This window comes from Sphaerisporangium siamense (genome assembly GCF_014205275.1).
GTDB classification, from domain to species: Bacteria; Actinomycetota; Actinomycetes; order Streptosporangiales; family Streptosporangiaceae; genus Sphaerisporangium; species Sphaerisporangium siamense.
In genome coordinates this window covers 8,100,369-8,115,643 of sequence record NZ_JACHND010000001.1, presented here as the reverse complement: position 1 = coordinate 8,115,643, position 15,275 = coordinate 8,100,369, and the positions used below count along the sequence as shown (strand labels likewise).

10 protein-coding genes are annotated in these 15,275 nt (G+C 71.8%); 8 read left to right on the top strand and 2 right to left on the bottom strand.

Annotated features, from left to right (window positions below):
- The first annotated feature begins 15 nt into the window (after positions 1–15).
- The 7 genes from BJ982_RS36635 (at position 16) to BJ982_RS36605 (ending at position 7,036) form a co-directional block, all read left to right on the top strand.
- The gene (locus BJ982_RS36635; protein ID WP_184887799.1) at positions 16–663 is read left to right on the top strand and encodes an HAD family hydrolase; all 648 of its coding nucleotides are present in this window, start codon (positions 16–18) and stop codon (positions 661–663) included.
- A gap of 99 nt (positions 664–762) precedes the next feature.
- Positions 763–1,269 (top strand): DUF6912 family protein, encoded by a 507-nt coding sequence (locus BJ982_RS36630; protein ID WP_184889875.1) that lies wholly within the window; start codon positions 763–765, stop codon positions 1,267–1,269.
- A gap of 60 nt (positions 1,270–1,329) precedes the next feature.
- Positions 1,330–1,968, top strand: a complete 639-nt coding sequence (locus tag BJ982_RS36625) for an HAD family hydrolase (protein ID WP_184887797.1) — start codon at positions 1,330–1,332, stop codon at positions 1,966–1,968.
- 264 nt (positions 1,969–2,232) lie between these two features.
- Entirely contained in the window at positions 2,233–2,940 is a 708-nt protein-coding gene (locus tag BJ982_RS36620) for an HAD family hydrolase (RefSeq protein ID WP_239122702.1), read from the top strand.
- Between the two features lie 333 nt (positions 2,941–3,273).
- A complete protein-coding gene (locus BJ982_RS36615; protein ID WP_184887794.1) occupies positions 3,274–3,825 on the top strand; it encodes a DUF5753 domain-containing protein in 552 nt (183 codons plus the stop codon).
- An 18-nt stretch (positions 3,826–3,843) separates the two neighbouring features.
- Positions 3,844–4,071: a DUF397 domain-containing protein gene (locus BJ982_RS36610; RefSeq protein ID WP_184887792.1), complete on the top strand. Its 228-nt coding sequence runs from the start codon at positions 3,844–3,846 to the stop codon at positions 4,069–4,071.
- Between the two features lie 868 nt (positions 4,072–4,939).
- The gene (locus BJ982_RS36605; protein ID WP_184887791.1) at positions 4,940–7,036 is read left to right on the top strand and encodes an acetoacetate--CoA ligase; all 2,097 of its coding nucleotides are present in this window, start codon (positions 4,940–4,942) and stop codon (positions 7,034–7,036) included.
- Positions 7,037–7,180: 144 nt separating this feature from the next.
- Here the strand turns inward: BJ982_RS36605 and BJ982_RS36600 are convergent, their stop codons facing one another.
- Positions 7,181–8,764: an FAD-binding oxidoreductase gene (locus tag BJ982_RS36600; RefSeq protein WP_184887789.1), complete on the bottom strand. Its 1,584-nt coding sequence runs from the start codon at positions 8,762–8,764 to the stop codon at positions 7,181–7,183.
- 485 nt (positions 8,765–9,249) lie between these two features.
- On the opposite strand from BJ982_RS36600, the gene BJ982_RS36595 reads away from it, so the two are divergent.
- Positions 9,250–14,151, top strand: coding sequence for an NAD-glutamate dehydrogenase (locus tag BJ982_RS36595; protein WP_184887787.1), 4,902 nt, complete (start codon positions 9,250–9,252; stop codon positions 14,149–14,151).
- Between the two features lie 10 nt (positions 14,152–14,161).
- Here BJ982_RS36595 and BJ982_RS36590 read toward each other — a convergent pair whose 3' ends face one another.
- Positions 14,162–15,229, bottom strand: coding sequence for a DUF8094 domain-containing protein (locus BJ982_RS36590; RefSeq protein ID WP_184887785.1), 1,068 nt, complete (start codon positions 15,227–15,229; stop codon positions 14,162–14,164).
- Positions 15,230–15,275: the final 46 nt, after the last annotated feature.

The window sequence follows — 15,275 nt, the reverse complement described above, 5'->3', positions numbered from 1 at the left end:
GAAAAGGGGGCAGATGTGGTGAAGGGTGTGCTGATCGACTGGGGTGGCGTGCTCACCACCGGCCTGCACGAGGCCATCGCCGAGTGGCTCAGCGCCGACGGCATCGACGCCGCCCACTATCGCGAGTTGATGAGCCGGCTCATCTCCCACGCCTACGACGGCGGCGACGGCGAGAACCCCATCCACGCGCTGGAGCGCGGTGAGATCGACGCGGCCGAGTTCGAGCGCGACCTGGCCGCCCGGCTGCTCACGCTCGACGGCGCGCCGGCCGTCGCGGAAGGGCTGCTCGCCCGCATGTTCGCCGGTTTCCGCCCCGTCGAGCCCATGTACGCCATGCTGCGCGCCGCACGGGCCGCCGGGCTCGCCACCTGCCTGGTGTCCAACTCCTGGGGCGACCACTACCTCCGGGACGGCTGGGACTCCTGCTTCGACGCCATCGTCATCTCCGGCGAGGTCGGCATGCGCAAGCCCGAGCCGCGCATCTTCCACCACGCCCTCGGGCTGGTGGACCTGACCGCCGAGGAGTGCGTCTTCATCGACGACATCGAAGCCAACATCGTGGCGGCCCAGGCCATCGGCATGGTCGGCCTGCACCACCGCGAGGCCGACGCCACGATCACGGCGGTGGAGGCGCTGTGCCGGGTGCGGCTCCGCCTCACATGATCGGCTGGCACACTCTTAGGAGGCCGGCGCCCGCCTGACGCGCCGGCATCCCGCATCAAGGGTTCTCCGCGACCCGTGACCATCGTGATTGAGGAACGCATGCGCGTCTACCTGCCGTGCACACTGCCCGGGCTCGCCCGGGCGGCGGCGACCGGAGAGGTCGGCCCGGCCCCGCTGACCGGCTACGCGGTCACCCCCGCCCTGGTCGAGTGGTACGTCTCCGGGGACACCGAGGAGCTGGAGTACGTGGCCCTCACCGACGCCGCCCGGGCGTCCCTGCGCATGCTGGCCGCCGACCGCGCCGACGGCGTCGAGGTCCCCGCCCGCAGGGTCGTCGTCGCCGCCGAGGTCCCCGACGCCGCCGTCACCGCCGGTGTCGACCTGGAGGACCGCTCCCGCGTCCGCGTTCCCCTCCCCGTGCCGCTGACCGCCGTCGCGGCGGTCCACATCGACGACGCCCAGGCCGTCCCCGACATCGAGTCCGCCGTGGCCGCCGTCTTCGCCGCCGACGGAGGCGACGACGACGCGCGGTTCGAGGTCGACGGCGCCGAGGCCCACGAGCTGATGTGGTACGCCACCCAGGAGATCCCCGACCTGCTCGGCTGAGCCGGCGGGCCGGAAAACGGGTGGGGCGTTCCGCGGCGCTGGTCTACCCTTGACCATGCCATGAAGCACATCATCTGGGACTGGAACGGCACGCTCTTCCACGACATCGACGCCGTCGTCGAGGCCACCAACGAGGTCTTCAAGCCCTACGGCCTCGCGGCCTTCGACGCGGACGCCTTCCGCGCCGCCTACACCCGTCCGATCTGGGTCGCCTACGAGCGCATCCTCGGCCGCCCGCTGGACGACGGCGAGTGGGTGAGGCTGGACGCGGTCTTCCACGACCACTACCACCGCCTCATGCTCTCCTGCGCCCTCGCCGAGGACGCGCTCACCGCGCTGCGGTCCTGGACCGACGCCGGGCGCACGCAGTCCCTGCTGTCGATGTGGACGCACGACCGCCTGGTCGCCAAGGCCGCCGAACTCGGCATCGCCGACTACTTCGACCGCATCGACGGGCTGAACGACGGCGCCCCCGGCGGCGGCAAGGCCGAGCACATGGTGGCCCACATCGCCGCCCTGCGCGTCGACCCGTCCCAGATCCTCGTCATCGGCGACAGCATCGACGACGCCCACGCCGCCGAGCACGTCGGCGCCAGAGCCGTCCTCTACACAGGCGGCATGACCAGCCGCGCCGACCTGGACGCCTCCGGCTTCCCCGTCGTCGAATCCCTCACCACCGCCCTGGAGTGGGCGAGCTGACCCCGGGCCCCGGCTCCATCGGCCGGGTCCAACCCCGCCGCGGCTCCCGTCTCGGCTCCTGGATCCGCTCTGGCATCCTCCTGACCCGACCCCTGCCCCATCCTCCGGCCCTGCCCTCGGCTCCGGGCCTCCCGCAGCCGTGGAGACGGCGTGGAGTCCCCGCGCCCGAAACGAGTTCGGCATCGGCGGACGCCCTCGGTCGCCAATCGTCGTACTCTGAGCGCACCGGTCACGCGCCTTCGGAGGCCCCCCATTAACCGTCTCGTGCTCTGGAACGTCGACCTGACCCTGGTCGACGTCACGATCGTCACCCGTGAGGCCTACGCCGACGCGTTCCGCCAGGTCACCGGACGCCCCTTGGTGAAGCTCGCGCCCGCGATGGGCCGCCCCGACTCGGAGATCATCTTCGAGACCCTCGCCATCAACGGCATCGTCCCGAACGACGATCACCTGCCCCGGTTCATCGACGCGCTCGCCGGGGCGTTCGCCGGCCGCCGCAGGCGCCTGGACAAGGACGGCCGCGCCATGCCCGGCGCCAAGGACGCCCTCAAGGCGGTCTCCCGCCTCGATGGCGTCGTCCAGTCCGTCCTCACCGGCACGATCAAGAGCAACGCCGTCCACAAGCTCCGCGCGTTCGGGCTGGACGCCTTCGTCGACTTCGAGGTCGGCGGCTACGGCGAGGAGGTCTACCCCAAGGCCACCCTGCTCCAGGTCGCCCAGAGCCGCGTCAAGCAGATGTACGGCTTCCCCTGCGACGGTTCCAACACCGTCCTCATCGGCGACTCCACCCGCGACGTCCAGGCCGCTCGCATCGCCGGCGCCACCATGATCGCCATAGCCTCCGGCCGCTCCACCACCACCGAACTCCGCGAAGCCGGCGCCAACCTGGTCCTCGACGACCTGACCAACCCCTCAGAACTGGCCGCCGCCATCTCCCACCTCACCACCCCCCTAACCCCCCGCCCCGCCTGATCCGGTCCTCCCCGGGCATGGTCCTCGCCTCCGGGCCCCGGGGGCCCTCCGGCTCGGGCTGTATTTCCCAGGGGGCTCCGCCCCCCTCGCCCCCCGAACGAGGGGCTCCGCCCCTCGCGCTCCCTGAACCCCCGGATGCCTGGCATCGATTGAGCGATGGGAGGCCACGGCCTCCAGCCGAGTCCCGTCTTCATCGCGCCGTGATCCGCGTCCTCAGCTCACTCGATGGGAGCCTGCAGCGGAGCACCCGTACCGCGATGTCCTGAATCGACGTCGTCTACCAGCGCGATTCCTCGCACGAGGTCTTCTTCAGAGGATGCTTCGATCAGCATCGTGGACAACGCATGGCTGGAGTCGCGTGCCGAGGTGATTCGCTCCTTCGACGCGATGGTCGTCCCAGGACTGCTGCAGACGCGGGAGTACATGGAGTCGGTCATGCGTGCCGCCGACTCAGAGGCTCCCGACGAACAGATCCGGCGCTGGATCGAGTTTCGTCTGATCCGTCAGCAGGTGCTGGCGAGCAACATGCCGCGTGTGGTGGTCGTTCTCGATGAGGCCGTGCTGCATCGCTCGGTCGGCGGCAACGAGACGATGCGGGCGCAGTTCACCAGACTCGTGGACGTCGCCCGGCAACCGAACATCGATCTGCGAGTGCTTTCGCGATCAAGCGGAGCGCATGCCAGTCCGGACGGATCCTTCAAGGTGTACGAGATGCCTGAGCCGTACCCAGTGGTTGCTCACGTCCCGAGCCCTGCTGGGCCGCTTTATGTCGAGGCCGATCAGGCCGAGAGGCTTATGCTCAAGTTCGATGCGATTCGTCGAGATGCGCTTCCGGGTGCGGAGTCGGTTGAGTTGATCAAGGCCGTGGCCCAGGGGCGTGGCTGACGCCTTGAAGGGAGTCCCATGTCCATCCCCTCGAACCTCTCTGCCGCTTGGCATATCAGCACCTTCAGCGCTGACGGCGGAGGTGGCGACTGTGTTGAGGCCGGGCCTGTGCTTGATGGGAGTGAGCGGGTCGCGGTTCGGCATAGTCGTCATACGGGTGGGCCGGTGATCGTCTATACCAGGGCCGAGTGGGAGGCCTTCGTCGCCGGGGTGCGGGCGGGGGAGTTCGACTTTTTCGCGGGGTGAAGCGTCCTCGACCGTGCCAATGGCCCCTGTGCGCTGGACGGTCAAGGGACGCTTCGGAGTGCCGTGTGGGAAGTGTCCGCTTGTGGGGGGAGTCGAAGAGCCGTAGGCGCCGGGTGATGGCCGGGGCCCGCGGTATCCCGAGATGAGGGATACCGCGGGGCTGCTCCACGAGGCTCGCGTCGCCGAGGTCACGACACTGTGGGGGCTCGGCGGCGCACGCCGGCGATCGGGGGTGTCCGGACGATCGCGGTCGGCGTCATGGTGTCGGGCTCGCGGGGTCGCCGCGAGGTGGCGACGGGGACGGCCGCCCGGTCGCGGCCCTCGCCCGTCGCGAGATCCACGCTAAGGGCCGCGGACATCGCCGCCCAGGCCCCGAATCTTCGCACTGCGGGGTGTGAGGAGAGTCGTCGCAGGTCAACGCGGCTATCGAGGGTCTTCCCGCGCTCGGGTCCGAAACTTCGGCCCCGGTGCGCCCCGAAATCGCATGCCGCATGCCGGAATCGCGCGGGCGCATCGCGGAACGACCGCGGAGTCAACGCGCGCATCGCGGAATGGGGCAGAGTCAACGTACGCGCATCGCGGAACACCGCGGGATCAGGGAGGAACGCCTGCGGCCTCAAGGGGAAGCTGTTCGCCGTTGGGCCGTCCCGACCTTGTACGCGAGGGCGAGTGAGGGTGCCCGTGCCGTACGTGAGGGTGTCCGCGACTTGCTCAGGAGGTGCGGGGGCGGGCTCGTGCCTGCGATGAGGAAGGTGGCGTGTGCTCGCGTGCCACGGGAGCGGGAGGCGGGAAATCGCGGGTGGTGGAGGTGTCCGGGGATGGTGTGGGCGGGATGGCGTGGGGGGCGGGGGGCGTAGAAGATGGGGGCATGGTTGAGGAAGGTGCGCTGCTTTGGGAGCCGTCGCCGGAGGTGGTCAGGGACGCGCGGATCACGCGGTTCGCCGCGTGGCTCGGGCGTGCCGGGCAGGACTACGAGGAGCTCTGGCGTTGGTCCGTCGGGTCTCCCGAGGAGTTCTGGGCGTCGGTCTGGGACTACTTCGAGGTCGCAGGCGAGCGTGGTGACGGGCCCGTCATCAGTGGGACGATGCCGGGCGCCGAATGGTTCACCGGGGCCACCCTCAATTACGCGGCCAACGCGCTGCGCGGCGACCCCGGCCGCCCGGCGGTGATCGCCCGCGACGAGACGGGGGTCCGGCGCACGCTGACCTATGGCGAGCTGGCCGAGGAGGTCGCGCGGGTAAGGACGGGGTTGGTACGGCTCGGTGTGGGGCGCGGCGACCGCGTGGCGGCCTATCTGCCCAACGGGCCGGAGGCTCTGATCGCGTTCCTCGCGACGGCCAGCCTGGGCGCCATCTGGTCATCCTGCTCGCCGGACTTCGGCGCCTCCAGCGTGACCGACAGGTTCGCGCAGATCAGCCCGAAGGTCCTGATCGCGGTGGACGGCTACACGTACAACGGCCGCCGGTTCGACCGCTCGGAGATCGTCGCCGGCGTCGCCGCCAAGCTCCCCGGCCTGGCCGCGACCGTGGTCGTGCGGACCGCACTCGGGGAGGGAGTTCCCGGCGGGGTGCGACCCGGGCCAGGGGAGGCGGTTCCCGGCGGGGCACGAGCCGAGTCCCGAGAGGACCTGCCCGGTGGGGCGCGGGCCGGGTCCGGGGAGGAGCTGCCTGGTGGCACGCGGGCCGAGTCCCGGGAGGGGCTGGCCGGCGGGGCGCGGGGCAAGTTCCTGGAGGGGCTCGCTGGTGGGGTGTGGGTGGAGTCTTGGGAGGAGTTGCGGGGGGAGTGGGGGGAGTTGGGCTTTGAGGCGGTGTCGTTCGGGCATCCGCTTTGGGTGGTGTACTCCTCGGGGACCACGGGGTTGCCGAAGCCGATCGTTCACGGGCACGGCGGGATCGTGCTGGAGCATCTGAAGGCCCTCAGCTTCCATCAGGACCTCGGTGAGGGGGACGTGTTCTTCTGGTACACGACCACCGGCTGGATGATGTGGAACTACCTGGTGGGCGGCCTGCTGGTGGGCGCGACGATCGTGCTGTACGACGGCAGCGCGACGCATCCGGGCGCGGACGCGCTGTGGCGGCTGGTGGCCGAGGAGGGCGTCACCTACTTCGGCACCGGCGCGCCGTACATCGTCGCCTCGATGCGCGCGGAGCTGAAGCCGGCGGGGCTGGAGCGGCTGCGCGGCGTCGGGTCCACGGGCTCGCCGCTGCCGCCCGAGGGGTTCGCCTGGTTGTACGGGGTGCTGCCGGACGTCCAGCTCGGGTCGTTCTCCGGCGGGACGGACGTCTGCACGGGTTTCGTGGGCGCGGTGCCGGTGCTGCCGGTGCGCGCGGGCGTGATCCCGTGCCGCTGCCTAGGTGCGGCGGTGGAGTCCTACGACGCCGAGGGCCGCCCGGTCGTCGGCGAGGTCGGTGAGCTGGTGCTGACCAAGCCCATGCCGTCCATGCCGGTCATGTTCTGGAACGACCCGGACGGCGAGCGGTACCGCGAGAGCTACTACGCCGACTATCCGGGCGTGTGGCGGCACGGCGACTGGATCAAGATCCTCCCGGACGGCGGCTGCGTGATCTACGGCCGGTCGGACTCCACGCTCAACCGCGGCGGCGTCCGCATGGGGACGAGCGAGTTCTACCGGGTCGTCGAGAGGTTCCCGCAGATCGAGGACAGCCTGGTGATCGACACCGGGCAGCTCGGGCAGGAGGGCCGCCTGCTGCTGTACGTGACGATGACGGCCGGCGCGTCGCTGACCGACGAGCTGGTGGCCGAGCTGAAGGCCGCGCTGCGGACCGAGCTGTCCCCGCGCCACGTGCCGAACGAGGTCCGCGAGGTGCCGGGCATCCCGCGCACGCTGAGCGGCAAGAAGCTGGAGGTTCCCGTGCGCAAGATCCTGCTCGGCACCCCGGTGGAGAAGGCGGCCAACACCGGCGCGATGGCCAACCCCGAGGTGCTGAAGCACTTCCTGCCCTGACCCGCCCGCGCCCGCCTTGCCCTGTCCTCGCCCACCCTGACGCGTCCTCGCCCGCCTCCCCATGGGGCTCGGTGACGTTCGTGACGGGCTCGGGCGTCCCTGCCGGTCGCACGCGGCAGGGACGCCCGAGGGTTCGGGGGCCGCTCAGACGGCCTGGGGGAAGCGGAAGAGGCGGCCGGGGTCGTAGGCGGCCTTCACCTTGGCGAGGCGCGCGGCGTTCGCCCCGTAGTACGCCTGCCGCCAGTTCTTCAGTTCCGGGTCGATGTAGTTGACGTAGGCGTGGTCGCCGAAGTGCGGCGCCATCGCGGCGTGCGCCCCGCGCACCCACGTCGCCGCCCCGGCCGTGTGCGCGTAGTACTGCACGCTGAACAGCGCCTCGCGGTGTGGGAACGCGGTCGCGTCCGGGCCTGGCCGTCCCACGGCGCCGCCGAGCGCGTCCAGCAGCACGGTGTGGCGCCCGCCGCGCCCGACCTGGGCGACGAGCGCGGCGACGCCCGCGGACGTCAGCGGCCGGTAGGCCATGTGCGACTTGGCGCGGAAGGAGTCGCGCGGGAAGGTGCCGTCGGGGGTCTGCCCGGGCAGGTCGCCCCGGCGGTGGCACTGGGACACCGTGCGGGACCCGCATCCGCCGAGGTCCATCATCGCCGCCAGGTACGGCATCTGGCGGACCGTCCGGCGGGACGGGGTTCCGGCGGTGGCGGCGAACGCGGCGAGCAGCCGTTCGCACTCGGCGCGCGGCCCGAGGTGCAGTCCGGCGACCAGCACGTCCGGCGTGGGGTCGTGGCTCAGGTGGAGCGTCGACCACAGCGCGTCGGGGGCGTGCGGGGCCCACGCCTGCCAGGCGGCCGTCACTTTCGCGGCGCGGGACCAGGGCCAGTGCAGGTAGAAGACGGTGACGTCGCGCGTCGGGTGGGTGCGGAAGGTGAACGACACCGCGACGCCGAAGTTGCCGCCCCCGCCGCCGCGCGAGGCCCAGTACAGCTCGGGGTCGTGGTCCGCGTCGCACGTGCGCAGCCGCCCGTCGGCGGTGACGATCTTCAACGACTCCAGCACGTCGCAGGTGAGCCCGTACTTGCGGGAGACGACGCCGAGGCCGCCGCCGAGCGTGAGGCCCGCCACCCCGACCGTGGGGCACGACCCGGCGGGGATGCTCACCCCGCGCGCGGCCAGGCGGGCGTAGACGTCCACGAGCTGGGCGCCCGCGCCGACCACGGCGCGCCCGCCGGCGACCTTGACGCCGTTCATGCGCGAGACGTCGATGACCAGGCCGGTGCCGGTCGACCAGCCGGCGTAGCCGTGGCCGCCGGAGCGCGAGGTGACGGGGACGCCGGTGCGCCGGGCGAAGGCGAGGCACTCGGCGATGTCGTCGGGATCGGCGCAGTACGCGACGGCGCCGGGCCGCACGCCGTCGAAGGAGGTGTTGAACAGGCGGCGCGCGGCGTCGTAGGAGGCGTCGCCGGGCCGGATGAGCCGCCCGGTCAGTCCCTTGCCGAGGGCTTTCCAGTCGGCGGGGGAGGGCGCCGTCCTGGCTCCCGTGGCCGCGGGGGCGCCCGCCGCCGGAGCGGAGGCGGTTCCCGGCGCGGAGGAGGCGGCTCGCGGCGCGGGGACGCCGGAGGAGGGCGTCGCGGTGGTGTGCTCCGGGGGCGTGCGCCCGCACGCCGCCGCCGCTCCGGCCGCCGTGACGGCGGCGGCACGCAGGAAGTTCCGCCGGTCGAAGATCTCGCGCATCGCCTCGAAGCCCCCAAAGGACGGTCATCGGCGGGCGCGTGGCGCGCCCGTTACGTCAGACGTCCCCAGAGGAACGTTGGTTTATCACAAATCGGGCAAGCCGTGCGGATGACACGCGACAGGCTCGAAGGTGCGGGGAATGCGCAGTTTCGCGCTGGTTGACGTTTTATGTGTGATGGGCTGGTATCGGGTAGGCGGGAACGCGGCCTGGGTCAACGACGATCGGGAGGCCGGCCCGCCAGGGGGAGGTGTCCGGTGTCGGGGAGCACGTACGGGGGCGTTGCAGGCGTGGCCGCGGAAGCCCCTGACAACGCGCGCCCCGGCCCGCGAGCCCCGCTTCCCGGCGGCGTTTTTCCTCTAGCCTCCTCTCAACCACGGGCATGGCCGGACCACACCGCCGTGGCGACCTCCCCCGGACCGGAAGCACGGTGCCTGCCATGACCATCTGGACGACGTTGAATCCCTCACAAAGGAGTGAGAGCGACATGCCCCTCGACAAGGAGAAAGATCATCTTCTCCGATCCGCGGCCGAACTGTGCGCCGGTCCCCCCGGCGGCGACGGCCTGGACGGAGAGGACGTCCTCGCCTTCCTGCGGCTCTACTACCGGCATGTCGCGCCCGAGGAGCTGACCGGACGCGACGCCGCCGGGCTGTACCGGCCGGCGATGGCGCACCGCGGCTTCGCGCGCCACCGCCCGCAGGGACGGGCCCTGGTGCGCGCGTACGACCCCACGGTCGCGGAGCACGGGTACGACCCCGGCCGCTCGGTCGTCGAGATCGTCACCGACGACATGTCGTTCCTCGTCGACTCGGCGACGATGGAGCTGGACCGCCACGGCATCGGCGTCCACCTGATCGTCCACCCGCAGATGCGGGTCCGCCGCGACCTCACCGGCCGCATGCTCGAACGCGACGACGACGCCGCGGGCGGGCAGGCGCTGGAGGAGTCCTGGATCCACATCGAGATCGACCGGCAGAGCGACCCGGCGGTGCTGGAGGAGGTCGAGAAGGACCTGCAGCGGGTGCTCGGCGACGTCCGCTACGCCGTCGAGGACTTCACCAAGATGCGGGCCCTGGCCGAGGGCATCGCCCTGGACCTGGAGGCCGGCCCGCCCGCCCTGCCGCCGGGCGCCGCCTCCGGCGGGGTGGAGGAGAGCGTCGAGCTGCTGCGCTGGCTGGCCGACGGCCACTTCACCTTCCTCGGGTACCGCGAGTACCGCCTGGAGAGCGCGCCGGACGGCGACCGCCTCCGCGCGCTGCCGGGCACCGGCCTCGGCATCCTGCGCGCCGACAAGGCGGGCTCGGCGAGCTTCGCGGCGATGCCGCCGGAGATCCGGGCCCGGGCCCGGGAGAAACAGCTGTTCATCGTCACCAAGGCCAACAGCCGCGCCACCGTGCACCGCCCGGCCTACCTCGACTACGTCGGCGTGAAGCTGTTCTCACCCGAGGGCGAGGTCATCGGCGAGCGCCGGTTCCTCGGCCTGTTCACCCACGTCGCCTACAGCGAGTCGATCTCCCACATCCCGGTGCTGCGCCGCAAGCTGGAGGAGGTCCTGGAGCTGGCCGGGTTCGACCCGGACGGCTACGACGGCAAGGACCTCATCGAGGTGCTGGAGACCTACCCGCGCTCGGAGCTCTTCCAGATCCCGGTCGCCGAACTGCTGGAGGTCGGGCTGGGCGTGCTGCGCCTGCGCGAGCGCAAGCAGGTGAAGCTGTTCCTCCGCAGGGACGACTACGGCCGGTACATCTCCTGCCTGATCTACCTGCCCCGCGACCGCTACACCACCGACGTGCGCGTCCGCATGCAGGACATCCTGATGCGCGCCCTCGGCGGCAAGACCCTCGATTACAGCACCATGATCGACGAGTCGCCGCTGGCCCGCCTGCACGTGGTGATCCGCGGCGAGCGCGGCAAGCGCCTGGCCGGCGCCGAGGTGGACCTGGCCGCGCTGGAGGCCGCCGTCGCCGCGACCACCCGCTCCTGGGAGGACGACCTCGTCACGGCCATCGGAGAGCTCGCCTCCCCGGGCGCCGCGGAGTCCGGGCTCGGCGCGGCGGACGTCGCCACGCTGACCCGCCGCTACCTCAGGGCCTTCCCCGAGGGGTACAAGGCGGACTTCGGCCCGGCCACCGCCGTCGCCGACCTGCGCCGCCTGGAGGAGCTGGCGGTCTCGGACGGCATCGCGATGGACCTGTACCAGCCGGGGGACCGCGGCCAGTGCGACCTGCGGTTCAAGGTGTACCGCATCGGCGCGGCGGTGTCGCTGTCGCAGGTGCTGCCCCTGTTGTCCCGCATGGGCGTCGAGGTGGTGGACGAGCGGCCGTACCAGATCGCGCGGGCCGGCGACGAGACCGGCTGGATCTACGACTTCGGCCTGCGCTGCCCTCTCACCGAAGATCTCGGCCTGGAGGACTTCAAGCGCCTGTTCCAGGACGCCTTCGCGGCGCTGTGGCGCGGCGAGATCGAGAGCGACGGCTTCAACGGGCTCGTGCTCGCGGCCGGGCTGACCTGGGAGCAGGCGCAGATCCTGCGGATGTACGCCAAGTACCTGCGCCAGGCGGGCACGACCTTCAGCCAGCGGTACATCGAGAAGGTGCTCCTCGGTAACGTGCGGCTGGCGCGGCTGCTCGTCCGCCTGTTCGAGGCCCGGCTGGACCCGCGCCGCGGCGACGACGCCCGCGAGGACCTGAGCGAGGCGCTGCGCGAGGAGATCCTGGCCGCGCTGGAGGAGGTCGCCTCGCTCGACGAGGACCGCATCCTGCGCGCGTACCTGGAGATCGTGCTCGCCACGCTGCGGACCAACGCGTTCCAGCGCGTGGCCGGCAAGCGCAAGCCGTATATATCCGTCAAGTTCGACTCGTCGGCGATCAGCGTGCTCCCGCTGCCCCGGCCGAAGTTCGAGATCTTCGTGTACTCGCCGCGCGTCGAGGGCGTGCACCTGCGGTTCGGCAAGGTGGCCCGCGGCGGGCTGCGCTGGTCGGACCGCATGGAGGACTTCCGCACCGAGGTGCTCGGCCTGGTCAAGGCCCAGATGGTGAAGAACACCGTCATCGTGCCCACCGGCTCCAAGGGCGGGTTCGTCGTCAAGAGGCCGCCCGCGGGCGGGGGCCGCGACGAGCTGATGGCCGAGGGCGTGGCCTGCTACCGGCAGTTCATCTCCGGCCTGCTGGACGTCACCGACAACCTCGTGGACAACGTCGTCGTGCCCCCGCAGGACGTCGTCCGCCACGACGGCGACGACACCTACCTGGTGGTGGCCGCGGACAAGGGCACCGCGACGTTCTCCGACATCGCCAACAGCGTCGCCAAGGACTACGGCTTCTGGCTCGGCGACGCCTTCGCCTCCGGCGGCTCGGTCGGCTACGACCACAAGGCCATGGGCATCACCGCGCGCGGCGCCTGGGAGTCGGTCGCCTACCACTTCCGGTCCATGGGCGTGGACGTCCAGAGCACCGACTTCACCGTCGTCGGCGTGGGCGACATGTCCGGGGACGTCTTCGGCAACGGCATGCTGCTGTCCCGCCACATCAGGCTGGTCGCCGCCTTCGACCACCGGCACGTCTTCGTCGACCCGTCCCCCGACGCCGCCCGCGGCTTCGAGGAGCGCGCCCGCCTGTTCGCGCTGCCGCGCAGCTCCTGGGCCGACTACAACCCCGAGCTGATCTCCTCGGGCGGTGGGGTGTGGCCGCGCGCCGCCAAGTCCGTCCCCGTCTCCCCGCAGATGCGCGCCGCGCTCGGCATCCCCGACGGCGTGTCGGCGCTCACCCCCAACGACCTGATCAGCGCGATCCTGAAGGCCCCCGTCGACCTGCTGTGGAACGGCGGCATCGGCACCTACGTCAAGGCGTCCTCCGAGAGCCACGCCGACGTCGGCGACAAGGCCAACGACTCCCTGCGGGTCAACGCCGGCGAGCTGCGGTGCAAGGTCGTGGGCGAGGGCGGCAACCTCGGGCTCACCCAGCTCGCCCGCATCGAGTTCGCCCTGAACGGCGGGTACGTCAACACCGACTTCATCGACAACTCTGCGGGCGTCGACACCTCCGACCACGAGGTCAACATCAAGATCCTCCTGGACCGCGTCGTGCGGGAGGGCCGGCTCGGCGACCGCGAGCGCGACCAGCTCTTCCTGGACATGACCGACGAGGTCGCCGGGCTCGTGCTGCGCGACAACAAGGCGCAGAACGTCGTGCTCGCCGCCGCGCGGGCGCAGGCCCCCGAGATGCTGCACATCCACGCCCGCTACCTGCGCAAGCTGGAGCGGGAAGGGGTGATCAACCGTGAGCTGGAGGCCCTGCCCTCGGACAAGACGCTCGCCGAGCGGCGCCAGGCCGGTCTCGGGCTCACCGCCCCCGAGTTCTCGGTGCTGCTCGCCTACACCAAGCTCACCGTGGACCACCAGCTCCTGGCCTCCGACCTCCCCGACGATCCCTTCCTGGAACCGTGGCTGGTGTCCTACTTCCCCTCGGCGCTGCGCGAGCGGTTCCGCGCCGCCATGGACGGCCACCCGCTGCGCCGCGAGATCATCGCGACCTGCGTGGTCAACGACCTGGTCAACGCCAGCGGCACCACGTTCATCTTCCGCTTCGGCGAGGAGATCGGCGCCTCGGTCCCCGACATCGCCAGGGCCTACCTGGTGTCCCGGGAGGTCTTCGAGCTGCCGACCTTCTGGCGCGCCGTGGAGGCCCTGGACAACAAGGTCGACACCGCGACGCAGCTCGCCATGCTCCTGGAGGGCCGCAAGCTCGCCGAGCGGGGCGCGCGGTGGCTGCTCGGCAACCGCAGGCCGCCGATCGACCTGGCCTCCACCGCGCGGTTCTTCGCCGAAGGCGCGGACGGCCTGCTGCCGCACCTGCCCAAGCTGCTCGCGGGGCCGGACCTGGCGGCCTTCGAGGAGCGCCGTGACGGGTTCGTCGCGCGGGGCGTGCCCGCCGACCTGGCCGAGCGGGCGGCGGTGATGGTGCCGGCGTACTCGACCTTCGACCTGGTCGAGATCGCCTCCCGGACGTCGCGGCCCGTCGGGGAGGTGGCCGAGGTCTACTTCGACCTGGCCGACCGGCTCCAGCTCGCCCGGCTCAGGGAACGCGTCATCGCCCTGCCGCGCGACAACCGCTGGAACTCCATGGCCCGCGCCGCGCTGCGCGACGACCTGTACGCGGCGCACGCGACGCTGACCAGGGACGTGCTCACCCACAGCCTCCCGGGGCTGTCTCCCGAGGAGCGCCTGGCCGGGTGGTCGAAGGCCAACTCGGCGGCGGTCGCGCGGGCGCGGCAGACGCTGTCGGAGATCTGGGAGAGCGACCACTTCGACCTCGCGACGCTGTCGGTGGCGCTGCGCGCGATCCGCACGCTGGTCGCCACCAGCAACCTGCCCTACCCACAGGGCTGAGCGCGGCCCCTCAGTCGCCGGCCGGCATGTCGCTGGACACGCCGGTCGGGGTGCCGTCGAACCCGATCACCTTGGCGGGCTCGGCGGCGCCCCTGCGCGAGATGTGCCCGATGTACTGCTGGGTCTCCTCGACACGGAGCCTGCGCCGCACCACGGGGCTGTCGGTGGCCCAGCGGACGTCCTTCGGCACGGGCACCAGGCCGAGCGCGTTGTCGGTCTTGACCTGCCGCGACGTCGTGCGCGTCAGCGAGTACATGATCACCGCGCCGCCGTCGGGGGCGCGCAGCGCGAAGATCGGGAAGGTGGTGGCGGCGAAGATCGAGTCGTACAGCAGGCCGCGCCGCTTCTCCTCGGGCTGGACCTTGCCGACCTCGGTGAAGTAGCCGGTCGTCTGCGGGCCGGGCGCGATCAGGCTCGCGGCGTACCCGCCCGGCCCCTCCTCGGCGATGGTCGCGTGCAGCGGGGCCATCAGGTGCGGGCTGATCGCCAGCGACTCGTCCCGGGTGGCGAGCGGCGTGGCGTACCCCTCGCCGTCGAGCAGCACGGCCGGGGGCTCGGCGCCGGGGTAGAGCAGCGAGGAGAAGCCGAGCTGCCACAGCGAGGTGCTGTACTCCTTCATGAAGACCAGCACGGCCGTGCGGTCGTCGCCGGCGGAGTCGCGCCGCTCGGCGACCGCGGCGAACCAGTACGGGTAGCGGTCCAGCCGGGGCACGATGACCTTCGGCGCGCCCCAGGTGTAGCGCGGCGGGCTCATGCGCGTGGACTTGAACGCCGTCACCGTGACCAGGCGCTGCGCGTCACGGGCCAGGTCGAGGGCGTAGGACTCCGCGCCCGCGGCCCGCGCCGCGTCGTCGGCCCCGAGCACCTCGCGGGCGACCGCGGCGGCCTCCTCCAGCGTCACCGCGGGCGGTTCGGCGGTGGGGGAGGGGGACGCGATGACAGAGCTCGTGGCGGCGGCGCCCGCGCCGCGCACCGGGGTGGCCGCGGCGGGCGCGCGGCCGGGCGCGGAACCGCCCGGCGAGCAGGCCGCGAGGCCGAACAGGAGCACCACGAAGGCGGCACGCATGGTCCTTTTCACGCTCGCCTCCCGATCGGTCCCCCGCCCATGCTAGCGACGCGCGAGG

Excerpts from the sequence above, each read along its gene's own strand:
- BJ982_RS36630 (WP_184889875.1), top strand. The coding sequence starts at position 763 with ATGCGCGTCTACCTGCCGTGCACACTGCCCGGGCTCGCCCGGGCGGCG.
- BJ982_RS36625 (WP_184887797.1), top strand. The coding sequence starts at position 1,330 with ATGAAGCACATCATCTGGGACTGGAACGGCACGCTCTTCCACGACATC.
- BJ982_RS36610 (WP_184887792.1), top strand. The coding sequence starts at position 3,844 with ATGTCCATCCCCTCGAACCTCTCTGCCGCTTGGCATATCAGCACCTTC.
- BJ982_RS36605 (WP_184887791.1), top strand. The coding sequence starts at position 4,940 with ATGGTTGAGGAAGGTGCGCTGCTTTGGGAGCCGTCGCCGGAGGTGGTC.
- BJ982_RS36600 (WP_184887789.1), bottom strand. The coding sequence starts at position 8,764 with ATGCGCGAGATCTTCGACCGGCGGAACTTCCTGCGTGCCGCCGCCGTC.
- BJ982_RS36595 (WP_184887787.1), top strand. The coding sequence starts at position 9,250 with ATGCCCCTCGACAAGGAGAAAGATCATCTTCTCCGATCCGCGGCCGAA.